At 60.5% G+C, this 20,433-nt stretch carries 20 protein-coding genes; 15 read left to right on the forward strand and 5 right to left on the reverse strand.

Features of this window, described 5'->3' with window-relative positions; genetic code table 11:
• Positions 1-22 precede the first annotated feature (22 nt).
• Genes tolQ through tolB form a run of 4 tightly spaced genes read left to right on the forward strand, consistent with a single transcriptional unit; the run spans position 23 to position 3,477 of the window.
• Positions 23-751 (forward strand): protein TolQ, encoded by a 729-nt coding sequence (tolQ, locus tag PH603_RS06265; protein ID WP_289505167.1) that lies wholly within the window; start codon positions 23-25, stop codon positions 749-751.
• 2 nt (positions 752-753) lie between these two features.
• A complete protein-coding gene (gene tolR / locus PH603_RS06270) occupies positions 754-1,197 on the forward strand; it encodes a protein TolR (RefSeq protein ID WP_289505168.1) in 444 nt (147 codons plus the stop codon).
• Positions 1,175-2,083 carry a UCP034077 family protein gene (locus PH603_RS06275; RefSeq protein WP_289505169.1) on the forward strand — a complete coding sequence of 303 codons (909 nt, stop codon included), beginning with the start codon at positions 1,175-1,177 and terminating at the stop codon, positions 2,081-2,083. The genes tolR and PH603_RS06275 overlap by 23 nt, the downstream gene beginning before the upstream one ends.
• A gap of 44 nt (positions 2,084-2,127) precedes the next feature.
• Positions 2,128-3,477: a Tol-Pal system beta propeller repeat protein TolB gene (tolB, locus tag PH603_RS06280; RefSeq protein WP_289505170.1), complete on the forward strand. Its 1,350-nt coding sequence runs from the start codon at positions 2,128-2,130 to the stop codon at positions 3,475-3,477.
• A 3-nt stretch (positions 3,478-3,480) separates the two neighbouring features.
• Here tolB and PH603_RS06285 read toward each other — a convergent pair whose 3' ends face one another.
• From PH603_RS06285 to cysQ, 4 genes are all read right to left on the reverse strand, one after another.
• Positions 3,481-4,047 carry an NnrU family protein gene (locus PH603_RS06285; protein ID WP_289505171.1) on the reverse strand — a complete coding sequence of 189 codons (567 nt, stop codon included), beginning with the start codon at positions 4,045-4,047 and terminating at the stop codon, positions 3,481-3,483.
• A gap of 30 nt (positions 4,048-4,077) precedes the next feature.
• Positions 4,078-4,653 carry a PAS domain-containing protein gene (locus PH603_RS06290; protein WP_289505172.1) on the reverse strand — a complete coding sequence of 192 codons (576 nt, stop codon included), beginning with the start codon at positions 4,651-4,653 and terminating at the stop codon, positions 4,078-4,080.
• Between the two features lie 86 nt (positions 4,654-4,739).
• The gene (locus PH603_RS06295) at positions 4,740-5,369 is read right to left on the reverse strand and encodes a PAS domain-containing protein (RefSeq protein WP_289505173.1); all 630 of its coding nucleotides are present in this window, start codon (positions 5,367-5,369) and stop codon (positions 4,740-4,742) included.
• Positions 5,370-5,445: 76 nt separating this feature from the next.
• Positions 5,446-6,261, reverse strand: a complete 816-nt coding sequence (gene cysQ, locus PH603_RS06300; RefSeq protein ID WP_289505174.1) for a 3'(2'),5'-bisphosphate nucleotidase CysQ — start codon at positions 6,259-6,261, stop codon at positions 5,446-5,448.
• A 140-nt stretch (positions 6,262-6,401) separates the two neighbouring features.
• Here cysQ and PH603_RS06305 point away from each other — a divergent pair, with 140 nt between their 5' ends.
• The 7 genes from PH603_RS06305 to PH603_RS06335 all read left to right on the forward strand — a co-directional run bounded on the left by PH603_RS06305 (position 6,402) and on the right by PH603_RS06335 (position 14,273).
• Positions 6,402-7,046, forward strand: a complete 645-nt coding sequence (locus PH603_RS06305) for a histidine phosphotransferase family protein (RefSeq protein ID WP_289505175.1) — start codon at positions 6,402-6,404, stop codon at positions 7,044-7,046.
• Between the two features lie 156 nt (positions 7,047-7,202).
• The gene (locus PH603_RS06310) at positions 7,203-10,298 is read left to right on the forward strand and encodes a chemotaxis protein CheW (protein WP_289505177.1); all 3,096 of its coding nucleotides are present in this window, start codon (positions 7,203-7,205) and stop codon (positions 10,296-10,298) included.
• Positions 10,295-10,783, forward strand: coding sequence for a chemotaxis protein CheW (locus tag PH603_RS06315; protein WP_289505178.1), 489 nt, complete (start codon positions 10,295-10,297; stop codon positions 10,781-10,783). Before PH603_RS06310 ends, PH603_RS06315 begins: the two co-directional genes overlap by 4 nt.
• Before the next feature lie 108 nt (positions 10,784-10,891).
• Positions 10,892-11,257, forward strand: coding sequence for a response regulator (locus PH603_RS06320; RefSeq protein ID WP_289505179.1), 366 nt, complete (start codon positions 10,892-10,894; stop codon positions 11,255-11,257).
• A 109-nt stretch (positions 11,258-11,366) separates the two neighbouring features.
• Positions 11,367-12,569: a protein-glutamate methylesterase/protein-glutamine glutaminase gene (locus tag PH603_RS06325; RefSeq protein WP_289505180.1), complete on the forward strand. Its 1,203-nt coding sequence runs from the start codon at positions 11,367-11,369 to the stop codon at positions 12,567-12,569.
• Positions 12,569-13,408 carry a CheR family methyltransferase gene (locus tag PH603_RS06330; protein ID WP_289505181.1) on the forward strand — a complete coding sequence of 280 codons (840 nt, stop codon included), beginning with the start codon at positions 12,569-12,571 and terminating at the stop codon, positions 13,406-13,408. Before PH603_RS06325 ends, PH603_RS06330 begins: the two co-directional genes overlap by 1 nt.
• 7 nt (positions 13,409-13,415) lie before the next feature.
• Positions 13,416-14,273: a hypothetical protein gene (locus PH603_RS06335; protein WP_289505182.1), complete on the forward strand. Its 858-nt coding sequence runs from the start codon at positions 13,416-13,418 to the stop codon at positions 14,271-14,273.
• A gap of 67 nt (positions 14,274-14,340) precedes the next feature.
• Here the strand turns inward: PH603_RS06335 and ctrA are convergent, their stop codons facing one another.
• Complete coding sequence (ctrA, locus tag PH603_RS06340; RefSeq protein WP_289505183.1) at positions 14,341-15,045, reverse strand: response regulator transcription factor CtrA; 705 nt, start codon at positions 15,043-15,045, stop codon at positions 14,341-14,343.
• A gap of 200 nt (positions 15,046-15,245) precedes the next feature.
• Here ctrA and fliI point away from each other — a divergent pair, with 200 nt between their 5' ends.
• The 4 genes from fliI (at position 15,246) to PH603_RS06360 (ending at position 20,432) form a co-directional block, all read left to right on the forward strand.
• Entirely contained in the window at positions 15,246-16,616 is a 1,371-nt protein-coding gene (gene fliI / locus PH603_RS06345; protein WP_289505185.1) for a flagellar protein export ATPase FliI, read from the forward strand.
• Between the two features lie 51 nt (positions 16,617-16,667).
• Positions 16,668-17,072 carry a flagellar export protein FliJ gene (locus PH603_RS06350; RefSeq protein ID WP_289505186.1) on the forward strand — a complete coding sequence of 135 codons (405 nt, stop codon included), beginning with the start codon at positions 16,668-16,670 and terminating at the stop codon, positions 17,070-17,072.
• Between the two features lie 61 nt (positions 17,073-17,133).
• Positions 17,134-18,558, forward strand: coding sequence for an aminotransferase (locus PH603_RS06355; protein WP_289505187.1), 1,425 nt, complete (start codon positions 17,134-17,136; stop codon positions 18,556-18,558).
• A gap of 98 nt (positions 18,559-18,656) precedes the next feature.
• On the forward strand, positions 18,657-20,432 hold the full coding sequence (locus tag PH603_RS06360) for an SLC13 family permease (RefSeq protein WP_289505188.1): 1,776 nt from the start codon (positions 18,657-18,659) through the stop codon (positions 20,430-20,432).
• Position 20,433: the final 1 nt, after the last annotated feature.

Consider the following 20,433-nt stretch of genomic DNA (forward strand, 5'->3'; position numbering starts at 1 on the left):
AACGAGGATCATAGAGGATCAGATGGATCAGACTCTCGAAGCAACCGAACTCGCGGGCAGCGTAGCCCAGCATGACTTTTCGATCATCGGCATGTTCATGCAGGCCGACTGGGTCGTCAAACTGGTGATGCTGATGCTGATCGGCGCCAGTATCTGGGGCTGGTCGATCATTTTCAACACCTGGAAGCGCATGAAGGAAGCTCGCGGCAAGGCCAACCAGTTCGAGGATGTGTTCTGGTCGGGCAATTCGCTGGATGACCTATATGCCCGGCTGAAGGCTGCGCCCGATCACCCGATGGCGGCGGTGTTTGTGGCGGCGATGCGCGAATGGCAGCGCAGCCTTACGGCCCGCACCTCATCGGCGCTGGACAAGGTGACCGTGTCGGACCGCATCTACAAGGTGATGCATGTCACCACCCAGCGCGAGATGGAACGCCTCGAAGGCCAGGTGGCGTACCTTGCCACCATCGGCTCGGCCTCGCCGTTTGTCGGTCTTTTCGGCACCGTCTGGGGGATCATGAACGCCTTCACCGGCATCGCGACCGCATCCGATACCTCGCTTGCCACCGTGGCGCCGGGTATCGCCGAAGCGCTGCTTGCGACCGCACTGGGCCTGATCGCTGCTATCCCCTCGGTTATCGCCTACAACAAACTGTCGAACGACCTTGGCCGGTATGGCATGCGCGTTGAAGGCTTTGCGGACGAGTTTGCCGCCATCCTGTCGCGTCAGCTTGACGAACGGAGCCACTGATCATGGGTGCGTCCGTCACTGGCAGCGACATCCGGGGCCGCAAGACCGGTCGCCGCCGTTACGCCCCGATGGCCGAAATCAACGTGACGCCCTTCGTGGACGTCATGCTGGTGCTTCTGATCATCTTCATGGTGGCAGCGCCGCTTCTCACCGCCGGTGTGGCGGTGGACCTGCCCAAGGCGAAAGCCAAGCCGCTGGCGCAGGACAGCAAGCCGCTTGAAGTTTCGATGGATCAAAAAGGCGCCATATTCCTCGCTGATACTGCCATCACGGTCGAAGAGCTGGGGCCGCGCCTCAAGGCAATCTCCGAAAACCGTATGGATACCCGCATCTATATCCGGGCTGACCGGACGCTGGATTACGGGGATGTCATGGAAGTTGTCGGCACCATCAACTCGGCTGGTTTTACCAAGGTGGCCCTGATTGCAGACCCGTCGAAGAAATGATGAAGACCGGCTTCTGCCGGTCTCTGAAAACAAGCCTGATCGTGCCGGCTGGCTCATGTCGGCGGCGCTGCATGTCGGCGTCGTGGGCGTTGTCATTTACGGACTGCCGAGCATCGAGCGACCGAATATCGCGCCGCCGCCGCCGATTGTGATCGAGTTCGACCAGATCGCTGAAAAAACCCAGCAGCTCGCCCCCGCGCCGGAGGAAAAGGCCGAGGAAGAAACTAAGCCCGAGGAAGAGCCGAAGTTTGCCCCGGCGCCGGAACCCGAGCCCGAGCAGGCGGAAAGCGTGCCGCTGCCGGAGCCGAAACCGGCCGAGCCCGAGAAGAAAGAAGAGAAGCCCGAACCCCCGAAGCCGAAGCCCGAGGAAATCGAGCGCAAGCAGGTGGTGGATAACGTGCGTCCGCAAGCCAAGCCGAAGCCGCCGAGCCGCTTCAGCGCCTCGCGCATTTCGGCCCTCATCGACAAGTCGATCAAGGAAGACCAGAAGCCCGAGACCGACAAGAAGGATGAGGAAAAGGCACCCGAGCAGGCGGTGAAGAAAGATACGTTCGCCGCCCTCCGTGGCCGGTTCGCCACCGCCTCGCTGAAGGATGCACTGAGCCAGAAACTGGCCGGTTGCTGGAACTTCCCGGGCGGGGCCAAGGATGTATCGAACTTCAACGTGACGGTGCGGATTTACCTGCGCCCGGACGGATCATTGTCCCGCCTGCCGCAATATGCGGAAGTGGGCGATCTTTCGGATGGTTTCTATCGTACCTTTGCGGAAAGCGCGCTTCGGGCGGTTCGCCAGTGTGAGCCCTTCAATGAGGCAAGCGAGTATATTCGTGAAGGCAACAGCTATATCGATTTCAATTTCAACGGGCGCGAGTTCGCCGGCGGCTGATCGCCGGGGTGCCCAGAACACGAGAAGACAAAGGACCGTTTGACATGCTGAGACTGTTTACCGGACTCATCCTGATTGTCGCGGCGACGGCAGGGGCCTCCGCCCAGATGCGCGTCGATGTGAACCGCGGGACGATGGACCCTGTGCCCATCGCGATCCCCGATTTCTTTGCGCCTGAAAACACGGAAACCGCCTCGGGGCGGCTTGCCGAGATCGGTGCCAGCATGTCGCAGGTCATCACCAACAACCTCGTCTCCACGGGGCTGTTCCGGGCTATTGACCCCAAGGCCTTCATCGAGAAACAACCGGCTGCGGGCGCGCGCCCCAAGTTCGCCTCGTGGCGACCGCTGGCGACCCAGGGCCTTGTCACCGGCACGATCCGCATGCTGCCGAACGGCAACCTGCGCGTCGAATTCCGCCTGTGGGACGTGGTGCAGGAAATCCAGATGGAAGGGGTTGGCTATTCCACGCCGGCCTCCAACTGGCGCCGCATCGCCCATGTGATCTCGGACCGTATCTATACCCGCCTCACCGGTGAGGAAGGCTATTTCGATACGCGGATCGTCTATATCGCTGAAACCGGCAAGGCAACGAGCCGCACCAAGCGCCTTGCGATCATGGATCAGGACGGTGCCAACCAGCAGCTCCTGACCGATGGCAGCTATCTGGTGCTGACCCCGCGCTTCTCGCCGAACCGCCAGGAAATCACCTTCCTCAGCTACTATAAGAACGAGCCGCGGGTTTACCTGTTCAACATCCTGTCGAACCGGTTTGAAATCCTTGGCGATTTCCCGAACATGACCTTCGCCCCGCGCTTCTCGCCCGACGGCAACAAGGTGATCATGACGCTCGCGGAAAAGGGCAACTCGGACATCTATACGATGGACCTGCGCACCCGCCGCGTGACGCGTCTGACGACCCATCCGGGTATCGATACGAGCCCGAGCTATTCGCCTGACGGATCGCGGATCGTCTTCAACTCGGACCGTGGCGGCAGCCAGCAGCTTTATGTGATGAATGCGGACGGCACCAACGTGCAGCGCATCTCATTCGGCAAAGGCCGTTATGCGACGCCCGTATGGTCGCCGCGTGGTGACCTTGTCGCCTTCACCAAGATGGGGGATTCCAAGTTCCGCATCGGCGTGATGAAGCCCGATGGCACCGGCGAGCGCCTGCTGACCGATGCCTATCAGGACGAAGGCCCGACGTGGGCGCCGAACGGCCGTGTGATCATGTATTTCCGAACCACGCCCTATGACCGCGCCGGCAATGGTGGCCGGGCATCGCTGTGGTCGGTTGACCTGACCGGTTATAACGAACGCCAGATCAAGACGCCGTTCGATGCGTCCGACCCGGCATGGTCGCCGCCGCTGCCGGTAACGACCCGCAACTGAGCCTTACACCGCCCTAATTGCCGTGGCGAACAGGGCGTCGTGGAACCAGTAAAGCCCGCCAAAAAGGGCAAGCCCGATAAGAGCCGTGACAATGTCGCGGCTCTTTGGCTGTGGGGCGGGCTTCACCCATTTGCCGTCGCGCCGGTTGATGCCGATGATCGACACAAGCGCCCAAAGGCCAAGCCCGCCAAACAGCAACACAGCCCGCGTCTCACCGTTCGCCAGCAGGTGCAGAAGCGCCCACAGGATGACACCTGTCAGCTGCGGATGACGCAGGACCCGTTTCAGGTTGGTCGGCGCGTTCCCGGCGATGAACAGGATCATGGCCAGCGGCATGATGAGCACGGTCACGATGCCCATGCCGCCGGTCGGTGTGTAGATCAGCCCGGTATCGGCCGACTTCCAGCCCGCCACGATCAGGGCAATGGAGCCAACGATCATGAGCGCGAAAATGCCCTGCCACGCCATGCCGCCCACCCGGTTCTTGATGCGGGCGCGCAAGGTAGGGGCGAAGACCGGCAAGAAATGGAGCCCGGCAAAGGCCGCTATCCCGAGACACAACAGAAGCATGCGATTTTCTCCCCCTTGGACTGTGGTTGGTCAGCGTGACTCCGGTAGCGGTGTACCGTAACCGATATCGAACCAGCCGCCGACGGCACCGTCAGCACCCACAAACACTTCGTCGCGGTTGCTGGATTGCCAGTCGATGATCTCGGCTGACTGGTAGAAGGCGATGAAATGGTCGATTTCGTCGCTCGTGTTTCCCTTCAGCGGCAGGTAAACCGCCAGTATCTGCTCGTGCGAGCCATTCGGGCGTTCAAGCCGGTAATAACTGAAATAGCCGCAGGGTGTGGTGGCTGACTGGTAGAGGCGTCGATTGAAAAGCGGCCAGATATCACGGCTCATGAAATCGAAGAGATTGAGGCCCACCGGGTTGCGTCCCATGCGCTCCATGACCGCTGCGGAGGCAAGACGGTAGGTCAGGCTGTCGTCGCCGCCATAATCGAGAAGCGAAACATGGGCCGCGAGGGAGCGAAGCTGGACAGGGCTGAAATCCTTGCGTCTCGGGATGCCGCCAGCGGCTTTCGCCAGCTCCTGCCAGATGCCGATCAGCTTCTGCAACGGACGCTGCTTGTCAGTTGGCAGCAGGCTCAGGAACTTGAAGTTTGCATCCATGGCATCGCAAAATCGGTCGTTGGAAACGCTGTCAGGGATTCTTGCAGCCTTCCGGCGCATCGGCAAGCGCGATCTCTGCTTTCGGCTTATTCGCTGTCGCTTGATCCTGCATTCATGAGTGCTGTGGACTGCTGCATTTCATCTGAAAACTCGGCAGGCAGGCCGTGGCCGAGGTCAAAGGCCGTGCCGAACGAACCCGCCTTGTCGACAAAGACCTCGTCACGGCTGTGCGGGCTCCAGTCGATCAGGTTTCCGATATATTCAACCCGCATATAATGGTCAGCCTTATCGGGCACGTCACCCGCCAGCGGCAGCATGATGGTGATCGACAGATGCTGGTCGCCTTTCGGATCCTGCACCAGATAGCAGGGCGCATACCCGCAGGGCTGGCTTGCGGCCAGTTGCAAGCGGCGCTCGATAGTGGGACGGAGGGCAGGGGAGAGAATGTCGAGGGAATTGAAGCCGATCGGGGCCTGCCGCAGGCGTGCAATGATATCGCGCGATGCCAGCCTGAAAATCAGCTTCGACTGGCCGTCATAATCGAAAAGCGAAACATATTCCGATATGCCGCGCAGCTGCGCCGGCCCCATATCCTGCCGGGTCGGCATACTTCCGCGTTTACGTGCGGCATCGAGCCAGGCATCAACCGACCGGGTGAGAAGCCGTTTGGCATCCCCTGGAATTCGCTCAAGAAAAACGGCGGTATCGATCAACACGCCTGAAGGTCCTCTGCCCGGGTTGCATTGGTCCCGATTGTGCCCTCGATAGCAGGGCGGGGCAATGGGGAAGCGGTCAGCCGCCGAGCGGGGGTACAGGCAGGGTGGGGTCGGCCGCGCACAGGAACCACGGGTTCAGGAAGGTTTTCGTATCTTTCCCGTAACGAAGGGCCGCGCCGCCATTCACGGTCACGCTGCCGCCGGCGGCTGCGAGCACGGCGTGTGCCGCGGCGGTATCCCATTCGCAGGTGGGCCCGAGGCGCGGGTAGAGGTCGGCCTCGCCCGCCGCCAACAGGCAGAACTTGAGCGACGAGCCGATGGAAACATGGTCCGCCGCCGGAAAGTGGGCGAGCCAGGCTTCAAGTTCTGGCGAGCGGTGCGATTTCGAGGCGACGATGACCATATTGGCGGCATCAGCCTTGCGGCAGGCAATGGCTTTTGCCTCACCGATGCGGCCACCCTTGACCTCAGCCATCCATGCGCCTTTGCCGACAATCCCCCAATATATCTTGCCAAGCGCCGGGGCATAGACGAAGCCCATGGTCGGAAGGCCGTCTTCAATGAGGCCGATATTGACCGTGAAATCGTTGCCGCGCTTGATGAATTCCTTGGTGCCATCGAGCGGGTCGACCAGCCAGAAGGTGCCGCCCGAAATGTCGGGGCATTTGCCCTCGGACTTCGCTTCCTCGCCCACCATCGGGATTTCGGGCGCGATCACTTTCAGCGCTGCTTCGATGATGGCCTCGCCGCGCCGGTCGGCTTCCGTCACCGGTGACTGGTCGGCCTTGCCATAGATTTCGAAGTCGCTTGCATAGACATCCATGACGGCGGCGCCGGCTTCAAGCATGACGGCAAGAAGGCTGTCGACGGGAAGTTGGCGGGATGTCGTCATGGCAGAAAGGATTCCTTGTCACTCGGTAGTGTTGTGGAGGGCGGCAAAAGGAGCGAAATTTGCATTCGCTGCTTGGCCTTGACCGCAAGCTTGGCTATGGTCCGTTAGCTGCGGGTATAACAGGTCAGGGAGGCCATGCCATGTCAAAATTGGATTTTGCGGCACTTCTGTGTTCGCGCCTTTGCCATGACCTGGTAAGCCCGGTGGGTGCGATCTCGAACGGGATCGAAATCCTGCAGGAAGAGCATGACGCGGCGATGCGCGAACAGGTGATCGACCTGCTGCAGAAATCGGCCCAGCAAACCAGCAACAAGCTGCAGTTTTTCCGCCTTGCCTTCGGGGCAGCCGGGGGCTTTTCCTCGCGGCTCGACATGCGCGAAGTGCAAAAAGCCCTGAGCGTATTTCTGGAAGGAACGCGCGTCACGCTTGACTGGAAAGCAAGCGTTGCCGACGCCCCCAAGGGTATCGTCAAGCTGATCCTCAATCTTTGCCTTGTGGCGTCCGAAACGCTTATCCGCGGCGGCGTGATGGAAGTGCGGATCGATCCCGTTGGTGACAATGCCATCGATATCGTCGTGGTCATCACCGGCGAACGCTTCATCATGCAGGAAGCGGTGCGCACCGCGCTCGTTGGCGAGGCCAACGAGGAAGAAGTTGAGCCGCGCTCTGCCCCTGCATGGCTTGCAGCCACAACCGCACGGGAACTGGGCGGTACGATCAGCGTGACCAGTGAGGATGGCGGTCGCCACCGTCTCGCCGTTCAGGTACGATCATCTGGTGATTGATCCCGGCCCTTCCGGCGCGTATCAATAGGGGTGGGTTTACTTAACGGACGCTTGTTTTACAGCTTCTTAACCGTTTTTAGCGATGGTGTGGGAGGCTTCGGGGCTAACAGCCCCGTCATACCTTCCGCCGACATATTCTAATGTGGGGACGACCCGATGGACGACTTGCTGAATGAATTCCTCACCGAAACAGCTGAAAGCATTGACGTTGTTGACGTCGAGCTGGTGAAGCTGGAGCAGGACCCGAACAACAAGGAAGTCCTCGACAATATTTTCCGCCTTGTCCACACGATCAAGGGGACCTGCGGCTTCCTCGGCCTGCCACGTCTCGAATCGGTGGCGCACGCGTCGGAAAACGTCCTTGGCAAATTCCGCGACGGCGAGCTTGAGGTTTCTGAGCATGCCGTGACCGTCATTCTGGAAAGCCTTGACCGGATCAAGGAAATCCTCGCAGGCCTTGAAGCAACGGAAGAAGAGCCCGTCGGCGACGATAGCGACCTGATCGGTCGTCTGGATGCGATTGCCGAAGGCGGTGTCGGCCCTGCCGCAGCACCCGAGCCCGAGCCTGATGTGATCGAGGGCGAGATTGTGGACCCCGGCCTTGGCCGCCCGCTCAAGCCCGGCGAAGTTTCGCTCGAGGAACTTGAAGCCGTCTTCAATTCGACCCCTGGTCCGGATGAAGCCGAGCCCGCCCCGGCCCCGAAGGCAGAGAAGAAATCGAAAAAAGCCGACCGCACCGGCCCGCTTTTCGACCGCGTTGGCGGCGAAGACGCGGTGGTCGTGGTTTCCCACCTGATGTCGGAGCGCCTGTCGACCGACAAGAAGCTCGGGAAATTCTTCCCCGCAACCGGCACCGAGCAGACCAAGGCCCGCATGACCGGCCTTCTGATGTCGCTCCTGAAGGACGATCTCGACAGTGCCGACGCCGTGGCGCGCCAGCTGGTGACGACGGGTGGTTTCGGTGAAGCCGAGTTTGATGCGCTGACGGCGCTGACGAAGGACATTTTCAAACAGTGTCAGGTCGATGCGGAAGCCAGCGACGAGGCAGTGATGACCTTCGAGCTGATCCGTGATGCTGTGGTCGCCTCCTCGAAGGCGCTGGCAGCACCCAAGGATGCCAAGGCGAAGGGCGCAACTGCTGCCGCTGCCGGTCGTGCTGACAAGGAAGACGGCGAAGGTGCAGGCGGTGGCCGTGCCAGCCAGTCGATCCGCGTGAGCGTTGACCTTCTGGAAGACCTGATGAACATGGTCTCGGAACTGGTGCTGACCCGGAACCAGCTGCTGCAGATTGTTCGCAATATGGACAATAGCGAGCTCGCCGTGCCGCTGCAGCGATTGTCGCAGTGCACGACCGAGCTGCAGGAAAACGTCATGAAGACGCGGATGCAGCCCATCGGCAATGCCTGGGCTAAGCTGCCGCGGATCGTGCGTGACCTTACCGTCGAACTCGACAAGAAGATCGAGCTCGAGATGCGCGGCGCGGAAACCGAGCTTGACCGCCAGGTCCTGGAGCTGATCAAGGACCCGCTGACCCACATGGTCCGGAACTCTGCCGATCACGGCATCGAGCGCCCGGCCGAGCGGATCGCTTCCGGCAAACCCGAGCATGGCACGATTGTCCTGAACGCCTATCACGAAGGCGGCCATATCATCATGGAAATCAAGGACGACGGCCGCGGCATTCCGGTGCAGAAGCTGAAGTCCAAAATTCTCGAGAAGAAGCTGGCGACGGAAGCCGAACTTGACGAGATGTCGGACAACCAGATCCAGAAATTCATCTTCCACCCCGGCTTCTCGACCGCTGAAAAGGTGACGAGCGTTTCGGGTCGCGGCGTGGGCATGGATGTGGTGCGTTCGAATATCGAGAAAATCGGTGGCACCATCGATATGATCTCGATCGAAGGCAAGGGTTCGACCTTCACGATCAAGATTCCGCTGACGCTGGCGATTGTCGCCGGCCTCATCGTTGAGGCTTCGGGCGAACGCTACGCCATCCCGCAGATCAGCGTTCTGGAGCTTGTTCGTGCGTCGGATGATAGCGAACACCGCATCGAGACGATCAAGGACACGCCGGTACTGCGCTTGCGGAACCGCCTGCTGCCGCTCGTTTATCTGAACGAAGTCCTGAAATTCCAGACCCGCGCCGAAATCGATGCCCGCGAAAACCAGGACGGCTTCATCGTGGTGACGCAGGTTGGCGCCTTCACCTTCGGTATCGTGGTCGACCAGGTGTTCGACACCGAGGAAATCGTGGTAAAGCCGGTCGCGCCCATCCTCAAGGATCTCGAGGTTTATTCGGGTAACACCATCCTTGGCGACGGCAGCGTGATCATGATCCTTGATCCGAACGGTATTGCTTCGGCTACCAGCCAGACGCAGGCCGAACAGCACGAGGAAACCGAAAGCAAGGCCCGCGCGGCCCGCACCGAAGGCGAGGAGCGCGAAAGCATGCTGCTGTTCCATGCCGGCGGCGAGCATCCCAAGGCCGTGCCGCTGTCGCTCATCGCGCGGCTTGAAGATATCCCGGTCGAGGAAATCGAAACTTCCGATGGCCGCCTGATGGTTCAATATCGTGGCAGCCTGATGCCGCTCATCATGGCCGATCAGGCTGTGAAGCTTGTCGAAAGCGGCCGCCAGCCGGTCCTCGTCTTCACCGACGGCGATTATACGATGGGCCTCGTGGTTGACCGCATCCTCGATATTGTCGAGGACAAGCTAGAAGTGCGTCTCGCCTCCGCCCGTCAGGGTGTGGTGGGTTCGGCCATCATCGCCGGTAATGCAACCGAAGTCATTGATGTGGCTTACTATCTGGACCTCGCCTTCGCGGGCTGGATGAAGAAGAAAGACAAGGGCACCGATGCGGCGGTGGTGACCGGCGCACGGGTGCTTCTCGTTGATGACAGCGATTTCTTCCGCAGCATGGTGAAGCCGGTGCTGGCCGTTGCCGGTTACAAGGTGAAAACCGCACGTGATGGCAAGCAGGCGCTCGCCGCCCTTGAAGACGACAAATATGACGTGATCATCTCGGATATCGAGATGCCGGTCATGGGCGGTCTGGAGTTCGCTCGTGCACTGCGCGCCGACAAGCGCTTCGCACATATCCCGCTTGTTGCCCTGTCGTCGCTCGCCACTGAACGCGATATCGCAAAGGGCCGTGACGCCGGGTTCGATGATTATGTCGCCAAGTTCGACAAGGAAACGCTGCTCAGAAGCCTTGCCCAGCAGCTCAAGGTGCATGGAGACGCCGCATGAACGACCTCGTGGTACGCAACGATCTGAATGTGATCGGCGGAACGGGCCGCCGTGACTTCGTGACCATCAAGCTTGCCGAACAGACGCTGGGCATCCCGGTGCTGGCTGTGCAGGATGTGCTTAATCCGCAGAAGATCACCAGGATCCCGCTGTCGCCCGAATGGGTGGCCGGTGTGCTGAACCTGCGGGGTCGGATCGTCACCGCGATTGACCTGCGCCGTCGCCTTGGCCTGCCGCCGCAGGATGAAGCGAAGCGCAGCATGTCGGTTGTCGTGGATTTCTACGGCGAGCCCTACAGCCTGCAGATCGATTCCGTGGGCGAAGTGCTCTCATTGGAAGACAGCCTTTTCGAGCGCAATCCCGTAACGCTGGACCAGCGCTGGCGGGATGTCAGCCGGGGCATCTACCGGCTGGAGAAAGAGCTTCTCGTGATCCTTGATGTCGAGAAGCTTCTGGGAAGTGCGGCTTCGACAAAAGCTGCCTGATCAGAATTGACAGGCCGTACGATAGTGCGGCCTGATATAAAATAATGGGGATGCCGGGACCTGGACGGGGTACCCGGCAGATAAGTGGACCGAGGGAGAGCCCGACCAATGAAATCCTGTCTTGTTGTCGATGACTCGAAAGTGATCCGCAAGGTTGCGCGACGCATCCTTGAGGAACTGCAGTTTGAGATCGGCGAAGCTGTCGATGGCAAGGACGCACTCGACCAGTGCATCGCCAAGATGCCTGATGTTGTGCTTCTCGACTGGAACATGCCGGTGATGAACGGGCTTGAGTTCCTTGTGGCGCTGCGCAGCCAGACCGGCGTGAAACAGCCGATTGTCGTTTTCTGCACCACCGAAAACGATATGGCGCATATCCGTCAGGCCATCGAAGCAGGCGCCGACGAATATATCATGAAGCCCTTCGACCGCGAGATCATCGAGGCGAAGTTCAACCAGGTCGGCTTGCTGTAATCCCTGCAGCTCCCCGCACCACCCGATTTTTCAGGCAATCAAAAAGACCGGCACGCCCATGCAGCAAAGCCCGACGAACCAATCGCAAGTCCGGAATCCCTACCGTGTCATGGTAGTGGATGACAGTGCGATCATTCGCGGGTTCCTGAGCCGCTATCTGGCTGACGATCCTTTCATCGATGTGGTGACAACCGCCAACAATGGCGTCATGGCCCTGCGCGCGCTGGATCATTACGATGTCGAGGCGATTGTCCTTGATATCGAAATGCCTGAAATGGACGGCATGACGGCCCTGCCGAAGCTTCTTGAGAAGAAGCCGGACGTGCAGATCGTGATGGCGTCCACGCTGACCCGCAAGAATGCCGAAATCTCGATGCGCGCGCTGCAGCTTGGCGCCGTTGACTATGTCCCGAAGCCGGAAACGGCGCGGTCAGTGAACGCGAGCATCGATTTCCGTCAGGAACTGGTGGAAAAGGTGAAGGCGTGGGCTGCACGTGGCCGCAAGAAGCGCAATGTTGACTTGCCGGAGCAGGGCGACGCACCAGCCGCACCAACAGCTGGCACTGGCCGCCTGAGTGCAGGCTTCGTGACAGCAGCACGCCCGGCCGCACGGCCGGTTGCCACGTTTGCGCGCCCGGCACGCGAAGTGCCCGCCGCTGCAGGCAAGGCAGAGCCAGCCATCCAGTCAGGTGCTGCAGGCGCCAAGCTCGCCTTGCGCCCGGGCTCGATGCGGCGACCGAAAATTCTGGCCATCGGGTCCTCCACCGGCGGCCCGCAGGCCCTGATGAAATTTTTCTCCCAGTTTACCAAGGCGCCTGAAGTGCCGGTGCTGATCACCCAGCATATGCCGGCGAACTTCACTGCGATCCTCGCCAAGCACCTCAGCCAGTCGACCGGCTGGCCTTCGAACGAGGGGCAGGACGGCGAAGTGGTGAAACCGGGGCATATCTATGTGGCGCCGGGCGGGCGGCACATGGAAGTGACGGAAGGCGAAGGTGCCGTACGCATCCGCCTGACCGACGAACCGCCCGAGAATTTCTGCCGTCCGGCTGTGGATCCGATGTTCCGTAGCCTTGCTCGCGTTTACGGCGATACCGTGCTTGCGGTGGTGCTGACCGGCATGGGGCATGATGGCATGAAGGGGGCCCGCGAACTGACGCGGGTCGGTGGTACAGTGATGGCGCAGGACGAAGCCACCAGCGTTGTCTGGGGGATGCCGGGGGCGGTTGCCACGGCCGGGCTTTGTACGGAAATTCTGCCGCTCCAGGACCTCGGGGTCCGGACGGCCAAACGACTGCAAGGAGTGGCCTGATGCGCACAGAAGATTTCACGTTTCTGGCCGATGCGCTGAAGCAGCGTTCGGGCCTGATGCTGACGGCGGACAAGGTTTATCTCCTTGAAAGTCGCCTGACACCGCTGGCACGCAAACGCGGCCTCGATACGCTTGATGCCCTTATCCAGAAGCTCCGGATCAGCCGTGACGAGGCCTTGTGGAAGGATGTCACGGAGGCGATGACGACGAACGAATCGTTCTTCTTCCGCGATACCACGCCGTTTGACCTGTTCCGTAACCATGTGCTGCCGGGCATGATGAAAGCCCGCGCCGCGACAAAACGCCTGCGCATCTGGTGTGCCGCTGCCTCGACAGGGCAGGAGCCTTATTCGCTCGCCATCATCCTGAAGGAAAATGCCGCGAAGCTCGCGGGCTGGAATGTCGAGATCGTGGGCACCGATATCTGCACCCAAGTGCTTGAAAAAGCACGGGCTGGCACCTACAGCCAGTTCGAGGTACAGCGCGGCCTGCCGATCCAGATGCTGATCAAATATTTCCGTCAGGACGGGGATGTGTGGCGGATCAACGACGATATCCGCTCGATGGTCAGTTACCGTCCGTTCAACCTGCTGCAAAGTTTTGCAGGCATGGGCACATTTGATGTCATTTATTGCCGCAATGTTCTGATCTACTTCGATCAACCCACCAAACGGGACGTGCTGGATCGCATGCGCCGGGTGTTGGGGAATGATGGTGCCCTTTTCCTGGGCGCTGCCGAGACCGTCCTTGGCATTACGGATGCCTTCCGCCCGGTTCGTGGCCAGCGGGGGCTCTATGTGCCTTCGGACGGCACAAGTGAACAACTGATGGGCCTTTGACCTCACCATGAAACGCCTTCAAGCGCTGACTGCGGCCTTCGTCGCCGCCCTTTTCCTTGCCACCCTGCCCGCAGCGGCCGATAATTCCGCAGCTCTCCGCAACCGTATCGCGGTTTCCGATATTGCCGATCGAACCGGCACGAAAACGCTGACCCCCGATTTCCTGAAATCGGGGCAGGAAGCTGTCGTTGCCCTGCTTGATCAGAAAAGCCGCTACCGCCCGTTGACGCGTGATCTGCTGCAAAGCGATCTGGACGATCCGTTCAGTCGTCTTGGCGCCGATGCCACAATCGGTATCGTGATCCAGGAGATCAACAAGACGAGCGAAGTCGACAAGGGTTTCCTGAAACGCAAGAAAACCGAAACTGCTTCGATCCGGGTTGAATTCACGGTTTCCGACGCGCAGACGGGCAGTGTCATCTATCAGGTGACGGCAGACGGCAACTCGCAGGCGGATTCGAAAACGATCCTCGGCCTCGGCAAGAAGGATGAAAAGCTCCTGACTATCGAGGACCGTGCCTTCAACGCTGCCCTCGAAGCTGTCTCGGGCCGTCTTCTTGAAAAGCTGGACGTGCGTCCGTGGCGCACCTCGATCCGCAATATCGATGGCGACCGGCTGCTGCTGTCGGCAGGTGACCGCGACGGACTGCAACTGGGTGACCGGCTGGCCGTTGTGCGGCGTGGCTTAGCCATGGGCGAAGGCCCGGCCCCGGTTGACTGGCTGGCGACGGTCGAGGTCGAAACCTTCAACTCGGATAGCCGCGCAGTGGCCCGACTGGTGGAAGACGGCATCGCCGGCGTCGGTGACTGGCGCACCTCGCAAGGGGTCTATGTTACCCGGCTTGATCCCTCGAAGCCCTTCTGAGCGACCAGATAGTCAAACGAAAAAGGCGGCCAGTGGCCGCCCTTTTTGCATTCAATGGTAACTCGGATCAGCTGGCAGCCGCTTCGGCGCCGCTCTCCGATCCGTCGCGCAGTACATAGCCGCGGCCCCAGACGGTTTCGATATAATTCTCGCCGCCGGTGGCGTTCGCGAGCTTCTTGCGAAGCTTGCAGATGAAGACGTCGATGATCTTCAGTTCAGGCTCGTCAATGCCGCCATACAGATGATTGAGGAACATTTCTTTCGTGAGCGTCGTGCCTTTCCGAAGGGAAAGCAGCTCGAGCATCGCATATTCCTTGCCGGTCAGATGTACGCGACCGCCAGCGGCCTCGACCGTTTTGGTGTCAAGGTTGACGGCAAGCTTGCCGGTGCGGATCACCGACTGCGAATGGCCTTTGGAGCGGCGCACGATGGCATGGATGCGGGCGACCATCTCTTCCTTGTGGAAGGGTTTGGTCAGGTAATCGTCGGCGCCGAAGCCGAGGCCTTTGACCTTGGCTTCCATTTCGGAAAGGCCCGAAAGAATGAGGATCGGCGTATTGACCTTGGCGGTGCGCAGCTTTTTCAGCACGTCGTAGCCGTGCATGTCCGGCAGGTTGAGGTCAAGAAGGATGATGTCATAGTCATAGAGCTTGCCGAGGTCGAGGCCCTCTTCCCCGAGGTCGGTGCTGTAGACATTGAAACCTTCCGCAGTCAGCATCAGTTCGATGCTGCGGGTCATGGTCGGATCATCTTCGATCAGTAGTACGCGCATCCTGGTTTCTCCTGGTGCCGCCCGCTATATTCATTAATGTTAATCAAGGTTAACAGAAAAGTCTAAGTAAAATCTTAGAGACCATGGTCGAATGTTCCAAAAACAGCAGCCGGTTGCATCTCATCTTGCAACGAAAGCCTAGCGGGGGGAGAATGCACCAAGCCGCCCTTGTGCTTTCGCGGCGCCGGAGTTTTAAGACCATGCAGTCGCTTGTTCAGGAAATCAGCCGCATCCAGACGGTCAGCCATTATGGGCGGATCACCGGGGTGCGCGGCCTGCTCGTCGAAGTCGGCGGGATCGAGCAGCATGTGGCGGTCGGCTCCCGGCTCAAGGTGGAAACGCGTGACGGTCGCCTCGTTCCAGTTGAAATTGTAGGCTTTCAGCGCGGGGTTGCGCTTGGCATGCCCTACGGTGCCGTTGAAGGCATCGGTGTCGGCTGCAAGGCGGTGCTGGCGCAAAGCGACCCGGTGGCTTATCCGAGCGATGCCTGGCTTGGCCGCGTCCTCAATGCATTCGGTGAGCCGATCGATGGCAAAGGCCCTGTGGCGATGGGGCCGCGGCCCTATATGCTGAAGGCCAATCCGCCGGCCGCCCACAGCCGCCAGCGGGTGGGGCCGAAGATCGATCTTGGGGTGCGGTCACTGAACAGCTTCATCAGCTGCTGTCAGGGCCAGCGCATGGGTATCTTCGCGGGTTCGGGTGTCGGCAAGTCGGTTCTCATGTCGATGATCGCGCGCTATTCGAGCGCCGATGTCAACGTGATCGGCCTTGTGGGTGAACGGGGCCGCGAGGTGCAGGAATTTATCGAGGATGATCTCGGGGAAGACGGTCTCGCCCGGTCGGTCGTGATTGTGGCGACAAGCGACGAATCCGCCCTCATGCGCCGTCAGGCCGCCTATATGACCATGACGGTGGCCGAATATTTCCGCGACCGGCAGGCCGAGGTCATGTGCCTGATGGACAGCGTGACCCGCTTCGCGATGGCGCAGCGCGAGATCGGCCTCGCAGGTGGCGAGCCGCCAACCTCGAAGGGCTATACGCCGACCGTGTTCAACGAATTGCCGCGCCTTCTGGAGCGTGCTGGGCCGGGGCCGAAGGGGCTTGGCAATATTACCGGGCTTTTCACCGTGCTGGTGGAAGGCGATGACCATAACGAGCCGGTGGCGGATGCCGTGCGCGGTATTCTGGACGGCCATATCGTGATGGAGCGGGCGATTGCCGAACGGGGTCGCTATCCTGCCATCAATGTGCTGAAATCGATCAGCCGGACCATGCCCCGCTGCAATACCGAGTTTGAAAACCTGCTGGTGCGCGAGGCCAAACGCTATATGGCGGCCTATTCCGACATGGAAGAGATGATCCGCCTTGGCGCCTACCGGCCGGGATCGAACGCCGAAGTGGATGCGGCAATCCAGTATTTTCCTTTCCTGGAGGAATATCTCAGCCAGTGGAAGGACGACCACACACCTTTACTTGAAGGCTATGAGCGCTTGCGCGAAATTCTGGAAACTGGACCGGCGGCGATGGCCATTCGCCAGTTCGAAAGTGGCCAGGGTCTTGCAAGGGGCTAGGGGCATCGGGATTAACCCGATGGTGACACTTTTCGGATAGAAAGGACCGTCATGAGCAGGCTCGATCATATTATCCGTCTCCGTAAATGGGAGCTCGACGAAAAGCGCCGCGTCCTCAGTGACTTGCAGCGTGAAAGCGATGAGCTTCAGGGGGCGCTTGACCGCCTTGGCGCCGAAATTGCCGCTGAAAGCCGGCGGCCGGCCGGTGAGTTCGAGGCGGTCACTTTTGCCGCCTACCTCGAAGGAGCCCGGCAGCGCCGGCAACTTCTGCACGACCGTATCGACCGCAAGGAAGAAGAAATCACCCGCCAGCAGGATGCTGTCTCCGAAGCCTTCAAGGAATTGAAGACCTTCGAGGTTGCCCGCGACCGCGAAGCGGAGCGCGAGGTACGCCTTGAGGCACGCCTTGAGCAGCAGCGGCTGGATGAGCAAGGCCTAAGGGCCTTCGTCGGCTAGGCATTTCCGGATTTTATTCGCCCGAACCTTCTGCTAAGCATAGGCGGAAGGGAGCCTTGCTGTGTCATCAGATCATCGCACGCGATCATCCGGGCGCATGCCGCCGCCAACGCCAGAGGCGCTGAGGGCAGCCCTCGCACGCGTGCAGCGGCTGGATCAGCGCCATCATATGCATCCCTTCACCGACCCGCGCGCCTTGGTGCAGGCGCCGCCCTTTGTGATGGATGCCGCCCAGGGCTGCTATGTGATGGGGCAGGGCCTTCGCCTGCTTGATGCGATGGCGGGGCTTGGCTGCGTCAATATCGGCTATGGCCGGCCGGAGCTTGCCGAGGTCGCGGCCGAAACGATGAAGCAGATGAGCTTCTATCACAGCTTCGCCGGCGTCACGAACCCGCCAGCCGCTGAACTCGCCGCCCGCATCGCGGCGCTCGCCCCCGGGGCGCTCAACCGGGTCTTTTTCGCGAACTCAGGGTCCGAAGCCAACGAGACGGCGATCAAGCTGATCAATCTTTACTGGCGGCGGCGCGGCCAGCCCGGACGACGGCTCCTGATTTCCCGCGATTTCGCCTATCATGGCAGCACGGTGGCGACGAGTGCGCTCAATGGCCTCACCGCCATGCACAAGCCTTTCGGCATCCGCACCGTGGGGCATGTGGCGCATGTGGCCTCGCCCTTCTGGTATCGCTTCGGCGGCGACCTGACGCCGGAAGAATTTGGCAAACGCGCGGCGGATGCCATCGAGCACAAGATCATGGAAGTGGGCCCGCAGAATGTGGCCGCAGTGTTTGCCGAACCCATCCAGTGCACGCTTGGCGCCATCATCCCGCCCGAAAGCTATTGGCCCCGGGTCGAGGCCATTTGCCGCAAGCACGAAATCCTGCTCGTTGCCGATGAGGTGGTGACAGGCTTTGGTCGCACAGGCCGCTGGTTCGCGCAGGAAACCTTTGGCTTCCAGGCCGATCTCATGACGCTCGCCAAGGGGCTTTCATCGGGCTACCAGCCGATTTCAGCGCTGGTGATGAGCGACGATTTCTCCGATGTGATTGGCGAGCAATCGGAAGTGCTGCAGCATGGCTTCACCACGTCGGCCCATCCGGTGGCGACTGCAGTGGCGCTCAAGAACCTGCAGATTCTGGAAGAAGAAAAGCTTGTCACCCGGATTGCGGATGATATCGGGCCCTATTTCGCTGCAAGGCTGACGACGCTTGAACAGCATCCGCTCGTGGGTGAGGTGCGTGTGTCCGGGCTGATTGCGGGGATCGAGATCGCTGAGGACAAGGCAAGCCGCCGCCAGTATCCGGTTGACCTTGGGGTTGACCAGCTGGTGGGACAGGCGGCCCTGGCGCGCGGGTTGATCGTTCGGCCTGCCGGGAACGTGCTTGTGCTGTGTCCGCCCTTTGTGATCAGCCGGGCAGAGGTTGATTTCATCGTTGATGCACTTGCCGAGGCATTGGACCAGATTCACACGGCGTTGATGGCATCCTGATTCATGCCCGTTGACTTTCAAGCCGCACGCAATAGACAATTCACCCCATAAGAACGGGGGCGCGCCGTCCATCGGCGCCCATTGAGACGGGATCGCATATGGAGCTGTTCGGGCCTTACATCGCCATGGGCGTGGTGGCGTTGATGTTCTACCTGTTCACGCGGGAGAAACATCCGCCGGAGATGGTTGCCCTTGGCGGGGTCACCATCTTCCTGCTGACAGGCATCCTGAAAACCGAAGACCTCCTCAAAGCCCTCTCCAACAGTGCGCCGATCACGATTGCCGCGATGTTCGTGCTGTCGGCAGCCCTTGTGCGCACGGGGTTCCTCACCCGGTTCACGCATCTTCTGAAGGTAACAGGCAAGCGCCATCCTTGGGCGCTGATGCCGCTTCTGTTGATCCCTACGATGGCGGCTTCTGCCTTTGTGAACAACACACCGCTTGTCATGGTGATGATCCCGGTTGTCATGTCGGTGGCGCGCGATCTTGGCAAAGCCGCGTCCAAGTATCTGATCCCGCTTTCCTATGCGGCGATCCTTGGCGGTACCTGCACGATGATCGGTACCTCCACCAACATTCTGGTGGACGGCGTGGCCCGCGCACAGGGGCTTGAACCCTTCGGGCTGTTCGAGATCAGTATCCTCGGGATCGTCATTGCGGCGGCCGGCATGATCTATATGGCACTCATTGGTGTTCACCTGCTGCCGGACAGGTCTTCGCTTGCCGAGATGGTCACGGGCGGCCAGAAGCAGCGCTATCTGACCGACGCCCTGATCAACGAAGGCTCGCCCCTTGTTGGCAAGACGATCAAGGAAGTGACCCAGTTCAAATCGCGCGGCATCACGATCGTTGACGTGATCCGCGATGACCGGTCCCGGCGGGGACATCTGGCCGATATCGTCCTGCAACCACAGGACCGGATCGTGCTGAAGTCCGGTATCGCCGAAGTGCTGAGCCTGAAGGAAGAAAGTGATGTGTCGCTTGGCGCGCCGAGTGGCCTGTCGGCAGTAACCGAGCGCGCGGCCATTGTCTATGAGGCCCTTGTCGCGCCCCACAGCCCACTGATCGGCCATCCGCTGCGCGACCAGCGCCTGCGCCGCCGCTATGGCATCTATGTGGTGGCGATCCACCGGCACGGCGAAAACCTGGGCACCATGATTGCCGATGTAGCACCGAAAGCGGGCGATACGCTGCTGATCGAGGGAAGTATCGAGGACATCCGCCGGTTCGGCGAGGAAATGAACCTCATCAACCTGTCGGAGACGACCGAACGTGCTTACCGCCGCAGTCGCGCCCCGCTTGCTGCTGCCATCATGGCCGGCGTTGTGACGCTGGCAGCGTTCGACGTGATGCCGATCGCGGGGCTTGCTGTCATCGGCATGGTGGCTGTGCTCTTCACCGGCTGCCTTGATCCCGATGAGGCATTCGAGGCAATCGATGGCCGCCTTCTGACCCTGATTATGGCCATGCTGGCCGTGGGGGCAGGGCTTGATGCCACAGGGGCAGTCGAGATGATGGTGAATTCCGTTGTCCCGTTCCTCACTGACCTGCCCCCCTATGTTCTGCTGGCGGCGGTATACATAGTGGCCTCGGGGCTGACGGAGATTGTTACCAACAATGCGGTCGCGGTGATCCTGACGCCCATCGCGATCAGCCTTGCGATCAAGCTTGGGCTCGATCCACGCTCCTTTGTGGTGGTTGTCATGTTCGGGGCAAGTGCCAGCTTCGCCACACCAATCGGCTATCAGACAAACACCCTTGTCTATAGCGCCGGGGGCTATCGCTTCACCGACTTCATGAAGGCCGGTTCACCGCTCAATATCCTTTGCGGGATTGTCACTGTGGCGGTGGTGCCGTTCCTCTGGCCGCTGTGAG

Origin of the sequence: Gimibacter soli (genome assembly GCF_028463845.1) — a bacterium.
Taxonomy (GTDB): Bacteria; Pseudomonadota; Alphaproteobacteria; order Sphingomonadales; family Kordiimonadaceae; genus Gimibacter; species Gimibacter soli.

Coding starts and splice junctions, on each gene's coding strand:
- tolQ (WP_289505167.1), top strand. CDS start 23: ATGGATCAGACTCTCGAAGCAACCGAACTCGCGGGCAGCGTAGCCCAG.
- tolR (WP_289505168.1), top strand. CDS start 754: ATGGGTGCGTCCGTCACTGGCAGCGACATCCGGGGCCGCAAGACCGGT.
- tolB (WP_289505170.1), top strand. CDS start 2,128: ATGCTGAGACTGTTTACCGGACTCATCCTGATTGTCGCGGCGACGGCA.
- PH603_RS06285 (WP_289505171.1), bottom strand. CDS start 4,047: ATGCTTCTGTTGTGTCTCGGGATAGCGGCCTTTGCCGGGCTCCATTTC.
- PH603_RS06290 (WP_289505172.1), bottom strand. CDS start 4,653: ATGGATGCAAACTTCAAGTTCCTGAGCCTGCTGCCAACTGACAAGCAG.
- cysQ (WP_289505174.1), bottom strand. CDS start 6,261: ATGACGACATCCCGCCAACTTCCCGTCGACAGCCTTCTTGCCGTCATG.
- PH603_RS06305 (WP_289505175.1), top strand. CDS start 6,402: ATGTCAAAATTGGATTTTGCGGCACTTCTGTGTTCGCGCCTTTGCCAT.
- PH603_RS06310 (WP_289505177.1), top strand. CDS start 7,203: ATGGACGACTTGCTGAATGAATTCCTCACCGAAACAGCTGAAAGCATT.
- PH603_RS06315 (WP_289505178.1), top strand. CDS start 10,295: ATGAACGACCTCGTGGTACGCAACGATCTGAATGTGATCGGCGGAACG.
- PH603_RS06320 (WP_289505179.1), top strand. CDS start 10,892: ATGAAATCCTGTCTTGTTGTCGATGACTCGAAAGTGATCCGCAAGGTT.
- PH603_RS06325 (WP_289505180.1), top strand. CDS start 11,367: ATGGTAGTGGATGACAGTGCGATCATTCGCGGGTTCCTGAGCCGCTAT.
- PH603_RS06330 (WP_289505181.1), top strand. CDS start 12,569: ATGCGCACAGAAGATTTCACGTTTCTGGCCGATGCGCTGAAGCAGCGT.
- PH603_RS06335 (WP_289505182.1), top strand. CDS start 13,416: ATGAAACGCCTTCAAGCGCTGACTGCGGCCTTCGTCGCCGCCCTTTTC.
- ctrA (WP_289505183.1), bottom strand. CDS start 15,045: ATGCGCGTACTACTGATCGAAGATGATCCGACCATGACCCGCAGCATC.
- fliI (WP_289505185.1), top strand. CDS start 15,246: ATGCAGTCGCTTGTTCAGGAAATCAGCCGCATCCAGACGGTCAGCCAT.
- PH603_RS06350 (WP_289505186.1), top strand. CDS start 16,668: ATGAGCAGGCTCGATCATATTATCCGTCTCCGTAAATGGGAGCTCGAC.
- PH603_RS06360 (WP_289505188.1), top strand. CDS start 18,657: ATGGAGCTGTTCGGGCCTTACATCGCCATGGGCGTGGTGGCGTTGATG.